5 protein-coding genes and 1 pseudogene are annotated in these 5,141 nt (G+C 67.2%); all 6 read right to left on the reverse strand.

Annotated features, from left to right (window positions below; genetic code table 11):
- A pseudogene (locus WAN71_RS10035) lies at window positions 1-205 on the reverse strand (exopolyphosphatase); the annotation flags it as partial.
- On the reverse strand, window positions 205-1,335 hold the full coding sequence (locus tag WAN71_RS10040) for a glycosyltransferase family 4 protein (protein ID WP_422225189.1): 1,131 nt from the start codon (window positions 1,333-1,335) through the stop codon (window positions 205-207). The pseudogene WAN71_RS10035 and the gene WAN71_RS10040, both read right to left, overlap by 1 nt.
- Complete coding sequence (locus tag WAN71_RS10045) at window positions 1,335-2,297, reverse strand: phosphatidylinositol mannoside acyltransferase (RefSeq protein WP_422225190.1); 963 nt, start codon at window positions 2,295-2,297, stop codon at window positions 1,335-1,337. Before WAN71_RS10045 ends, WAN71_RS10040 begins: the two co-directional genes overlap by 1 nt.
- Window positions 2,294-2,959, reverse strand: coding sequence for a phosphatidylinositol phosphate synthase (gene pgsA, locus WAN71_RS10050; protein WP_422225191.1), 666 nt, complete (start codon window positions 2,957-2,959; stop codon window positions 2,294-2,296). The genes WAN71_RS10045 and pgsA overlap by 4 nt, the downstream gene beginning before the upstream one ends.
- On the reverse strand, window positions 2,956-3,507 hold the full coding sequence (locus WAN71_RS10055; RefSeq protein ID WP_422225192.1) for an HIT family protein: 552 nt from the start codon (window positions 3,505-3,507) through the stop codon (window positions 2,956-2,958). The genes pgsA and WAN71_RS10055 overlap by 4 nt, the downstream gene beginning before the upstream one ends.
- Window positions 3,500-5,141: threonine--tRNA ligase (thrS, locus tag WAN71_RS10060; RefSeq protein WP_422225193.1), on the reverse strand; the 1,642-nt coding region annotated here is incomplete at its 5' end. The genes thrS and WAN71_RS10055, both read right to left, overlap by 8 nt.

Consider the following 5,141-nt stretch of genomic DNA (forward strand, 5'->3'; position numbering starts at 1 on the left):
CCGCTAGCTGCTCGGCGGCCGAGCTCGCCGCAACCGCGCGGGCCACCACAGCGCGGCGGGCCAGTGCGCCATCCAGGGCCTGCCAGGACAGGTCGTAGCGCACGTGCAGCCGGTCCAGCCGATTGGCGGTTTCATACCCCCAGGCGCCACCCACGACCAGCACCGCCAACAGCACGGCCAGCGCGATGACCAGCACGATCGTCATCAGCTGGCCACCTGGACCTTGGCACCGGATCCAGCGACCGTCTCGTAGACCCGCATGATCTGGTTGGCCACCACCGACCAGTCGTAGCGGCGCACCGCATCGGAGCCCGCCGCGATGTAGCGCTTAGCCAACCGATCGTCCTCCAGCACCGCGACCAGGCCGGCAGCCAGCGCGGCGCTGTCTTCGACCGGCACCAGTCGACCCGCATCGCCCTCACGCAGCACCCGCCGGAACGCGTGCAGATCGCTGGCCACTACCGGGGTACCGGCGGCCATCGCTTCGACCAGCACGATGCCGAAACTCTCGCCGCCGGTGTGGGGCGCACAGTAGACGTCGGCGCTGCGCAGCGCCGATGCCTTGGCGGCGTCATCCACTTGGCCCAGGAAGCGCAGGTGGCCCGCCAATCCGCCGGCTTTGCTGCGCAATTCGTCTTCATCGCCGCGGCCCACGATCAGCACCTGGACGCCGGGAAGGTGCTCGACCAGGGTGGGCAGCGCGTCGATCAGGACGGCCATGCCCTTGCGGGGCTCGTCGTAGCGGCCCAAGAACAGCACTGTCTTGCCGGGCCGCGGATAGCCGTGGAGCCGTGGCGCGGCGGCATACGAGGCCACGTCGACGCCGTTGGGAATCTCGACCGCGTCCGATCCCAGCGCTTCCATCTGCCAGCGCCTGGCCAGGTCGGAGACCGCGATCCGGCCGACGATCTTCTCGTGCCAGGGCCGCAGCAGACCCCCAAAGACCGTCAGCGTCAGCGATTTGGTGGTCGAGGTGTGAAAGGTCGCCACGATCGGTCCCTCGGCCACCCGCAGCGCCCACATCGACAGGCTCGGCGCATTCGGCTCATGCAGATGCAGCACGTCGAAGTCGCCGTCGGTCAGCCAGCGCCTGACCTTGCCGTGTACGGCCGGGCTGAACTGCAGCCGGGCCACCGAACCGTTGTAGGGAATCGGGACGGCTCTGCCGGCCGAGACGACGTATTCCGGCAGCGCGGCATGCCGGCCTGGCGACGAGGGCGCCAGCACGCTGACGTCCTGACCGCGGGCGCGCATCACCTCGGCGAGCTGCAAGACGTGCGACTGCACCCCGCCCGGCACATCGAACGAGTACGGACACACCATGCCGATTCGCATCAGGTCTCCGCCAATCGGGCCCGTCGTTCGTCGGACAGATCTGCCAGCCACTGCGGCTGGAGCATATGCCAGTCGGCGGGATACTCGGCGATGTTGCGGGCAAAGACGTCGGCAAGCGCCTGGGTGATAGAGCCGACTCGTTCACTGGCGGGGCCGCCGGCGCAATCCAGCGGCGGGCAGATCTCTATCCGGGTCGTGTCGGCCTCGTACCAGCAATGCACCGGTAGCAACGCCGCCCCGGTTTGGATCGCCAGCTTCGCCGAACCGGCCGGCATCCTGGTCGGTTCGCCGAAGAAATTCACCTGGACCCCGGTGCGGGTGAGATCGCGCTCGGCCATCAGGCAGACCAGCTTGTTGTCCCGCAGTCGTTCGCTGAGCAGCTGGAAGGGTGGCTGCTCGCCGCCGGACAGTGGGATCACCTCGAAGCCCAGGCTCTCCCGGTAGCCGATGAACCGCCGGTAGAGCGACTCGGGTTTGAGCCGCTCGGCGACGGTGGTGAACTTGCCGCGAGTCTGGATCAGCCACACCCCGGCCATGTCCCAGTTGCCGCTGTGCGGCAACGCCATCACGGCACCGCGGCCCGCCGCCAGCGCCGCGTCCAGATGTTCGTCGCCTACAGCCGTTTTGGCGAGTTCTTGGCCCACTGCGTAAAGATCCATCGTCGGCAATCGGAACGCCTCGCGCCAGTAGCGGGCATAGGACGCCAGCGACGCCCGCATCAGGCTGCCGGGCACTTCTTTCGGCGGAACGCCGATGACGCGCGCCAGATTCTTGCGCAGTTGGGCCGGTCCCCCGTTGCGGGACGCGTACAGCGCGCCGGCGTCAAAAACGTTGCGCGCGGCGAATTCTGGCATGGCGCGCACCGCCATCCAGCCGGCCGCATAGCCCCAGTCGGTCACCCGGCCGCCCAGCGAAAGACCGCTGACCCCAGGCAGTTTCAAGCCCCCCGGGACGGAGATCACGGCTCGCTCTCCCCCGGTTCCTGCGCCCGGCCGGCCGGGGGCATCGGATCGCCCGCACCGGGCGAATGCCGCACGGCGTGCAACCGCTGAGCACAGGTGATCATGCTGGCGACGGCCAATAGCCACATCGCCACGTGCAGTGCCCAGGGCAACGGAAACACCGGCAGGTCCGACAATCCCGCGCCGACGAGCACGATGATCAACCGTTCCGGCCGTTCGATCAAGCCGCCGTCACCGCGCAGCCCGCTGGCCTCGGCGCGGGCCTTGATGTAAGAGATCACCTGCGAGGTGACCAGGCAGATCAACGTCGCGACCACCAGCTTCGGGCTGTGCAGGCCGAAGGCCGCCCACCACCCCAGCCCACAGAACACCGCGCCGTCGCTGATGCGATCGCAGGTGGCATCCAGCACGGCACCGAACCGGGTGCCGCCGCCGCTCTCCCGCGCCATCGCCCCGTCGACCAAGTCGAACATCACGAAAAACCAGATCACCAAAGTCCCGGCGAACAGCCGGCCGGTCGGAAACAGCGTTAACGCGGCCAGCACCGCCGCGGCGGTGGCGATGATCGTGACGCTGTCGGCGGTGAAGCCGGCCCGCAGGAACGCCCGGGCCACCGGTGTGGTGGCCCGCGCCACGCCCTCACGCGACAGTAATTTGCTCACGGTTGCTTATCCCATTCGGTGGCCAGCAGCCGACGGGTGTCACGCAGCAACTGCGGGATGACCTTGGAGTCGCCGATGATCGTGATGAAGTTGGCGTCGCCACCCCACCGCGGCACCACATGCACATGCAGATGTTCGGCCAGTGAACCGCCCGCCGATGCCCCGAGGTTCAAGCCGACATTGAAGCCGTGCGGCCGAGACACGTTCTTGATGACGCGAATCGCCTTCTGCGTGAACGCCATCAGCTCGGCGCTCTCCTTGTCGGTGAGATCTTCCAGTTCGGATACCCGCCGATACGGCACCACCATCAAATGTCCGGGGTTGTATGGGTAGAGGTTGAGCACGGCGTAGACCAGTTCGCCGCGGGCGACCACCAGACCGTCCTCGTCGGGAAGCTGCGGAATGTCGGAGAACGGCTGCTCGCGGCTGCTGATGTCCTGCTTCAGCGGCCCCTCGGCCAGGTAGCTCATTCGGTAAGGCGTCCACAACCGCTGCAGGTGGTCGATTTCACCGACACCCCTGTCGACGATCGCGTCCTCATCAGCCACGGTTGTTCACCTTGACCAAATCAGCAGTGGGAGCTGAGTTTTCGCGTTCGGCAATCCAACGCGTAATGGCTGCCACCGCTTCGTCGCGTGGAACCCCGTTGATCTGGGTGCGGTCGCCGAACCGGAAACTCACCGCGCCGGCCTCGACGTCGCGGTCCCCGGCCAACAGCATGAACGGCACCTTCTGGTTGGTGTGGTTGACGATCTTCTTGGCCATCCGATCGTCGCTGGAATCTACCTCGACCCGCACACCATGCGACTTCAGTTGCGCAGCAACGTCTTCCAGATACGGCACATGGCCATCCGCCACCGGGATGCCGACCACCTGAACGGGCGCCAGCCACGCCGGAAACGCGCCGGCATAGTGCTCGGTGAGAATGCCGAAAAACCGCTCCATCGACCCGAACAACGCGCGGTGAATGAGCACCGGCCGCTGCCGCGAACCGTCAGCGGCGGTGTATTCCAGCTCGAACCGCTCGGGCATGTTGAAGTCGAGTTGGATGGTCGACATCTGCCAGCTTCGGCCCAACGCATCCTTGACTTGCACCGAGATCTTCGGACCGTAGAACGCCGCCCCGCCCGGGTCGGGAACCAAGTGCAGGCCGGAGGCTTCGGCGACCTCGCGCAGCACGTCGGTCGCCTCCTCCCAAACCTCCTCGGAGCCCACGTGCTTGTCCGGATCCTTGGTCGACAACTCCAGGTAGAACTCCTCGAGCCCGTAGTCGGCCAGCAGGTCGAGGACGAAGCGCAGCAGCGAGGCCAGCTCGTCGCGCATCTGCTCGGGTGTGCAATAGATATGGGCGTCGTCCTGGGTCATACCCCGAACGCGGGTCAGCCCGTGCACGACGCCGGACTTCTCGTACCGGTAGACGGTGCCGAACTCGAACAGCCGCAGCGGCAGCTCGCGGTAAGACCGGCCACGCGATGCGTAGATCAGGATGTGCATCGGGCAGTTCATCGGCTTGGCGTAGTACTTGGCGCCGTCGAGCTCCATCGGCGGGAACATGCCCTCGGCGTACCACTCGAGGTGGCCCGAGGTGATGAACAGGTCGGACTTGGTGAGGTGCGGGGTGTTCACGAACTCATACCCGGCGGCCACGTGCCGCTGCCGCGAGTAGTCCTCGAGCACCCGCCGGATGACCCCGCCCTTGGGGTGGAACACCGGCAGCCCGCTGCCGATCTCCGTCGGGAAGGAGAACAGGTCCAGCTCGGCGCCGAGCTTGCGGTGGTCGCGGCGCTCGGCCTCGGCCAGCATGGCCAGGTACTCGTCCTGCGCGTTGCGGGACGGCCAGGCGGTGCCGTAGATCCGCTGCAGCTGCGGGTTCTTCTCGCTCCCCCGCCAGTACGCGCCGCTGCTGCGCATCACCTTCAGCGCCGGGATGTGCCGGGTGGACGGCACGTGCGGGCCGCGGCACAGGTCCTTCCACTTCAGCTCGCCGGTGGCCGGGTCGAGGTTGTCGTAGATCGTCAGTTCCGGGCCGCCGACCTCGACCGACTCCTCGGCGTCGATCCCGCCGCCGCCCTTGAGCCCGATCAGTTCCAGCTTGTACGGCTCGCCGGCCAGCTCGGCCCTGGCCTCGGCGTCGGTGACCACCCGCCGGGAGAACAGCTGACCCTGCTTGACGATCTGGCGC

This window comes from Mycobacterium sp., from assembly GCF_049280035.1.
In the GTDB taxonomy this organism is placed as follows: domain Bacteria; phylum Actinomycetota; class Actinomycetes; order Mycobacteriales; family Mycobacteriaceae; genus Mycobacterium.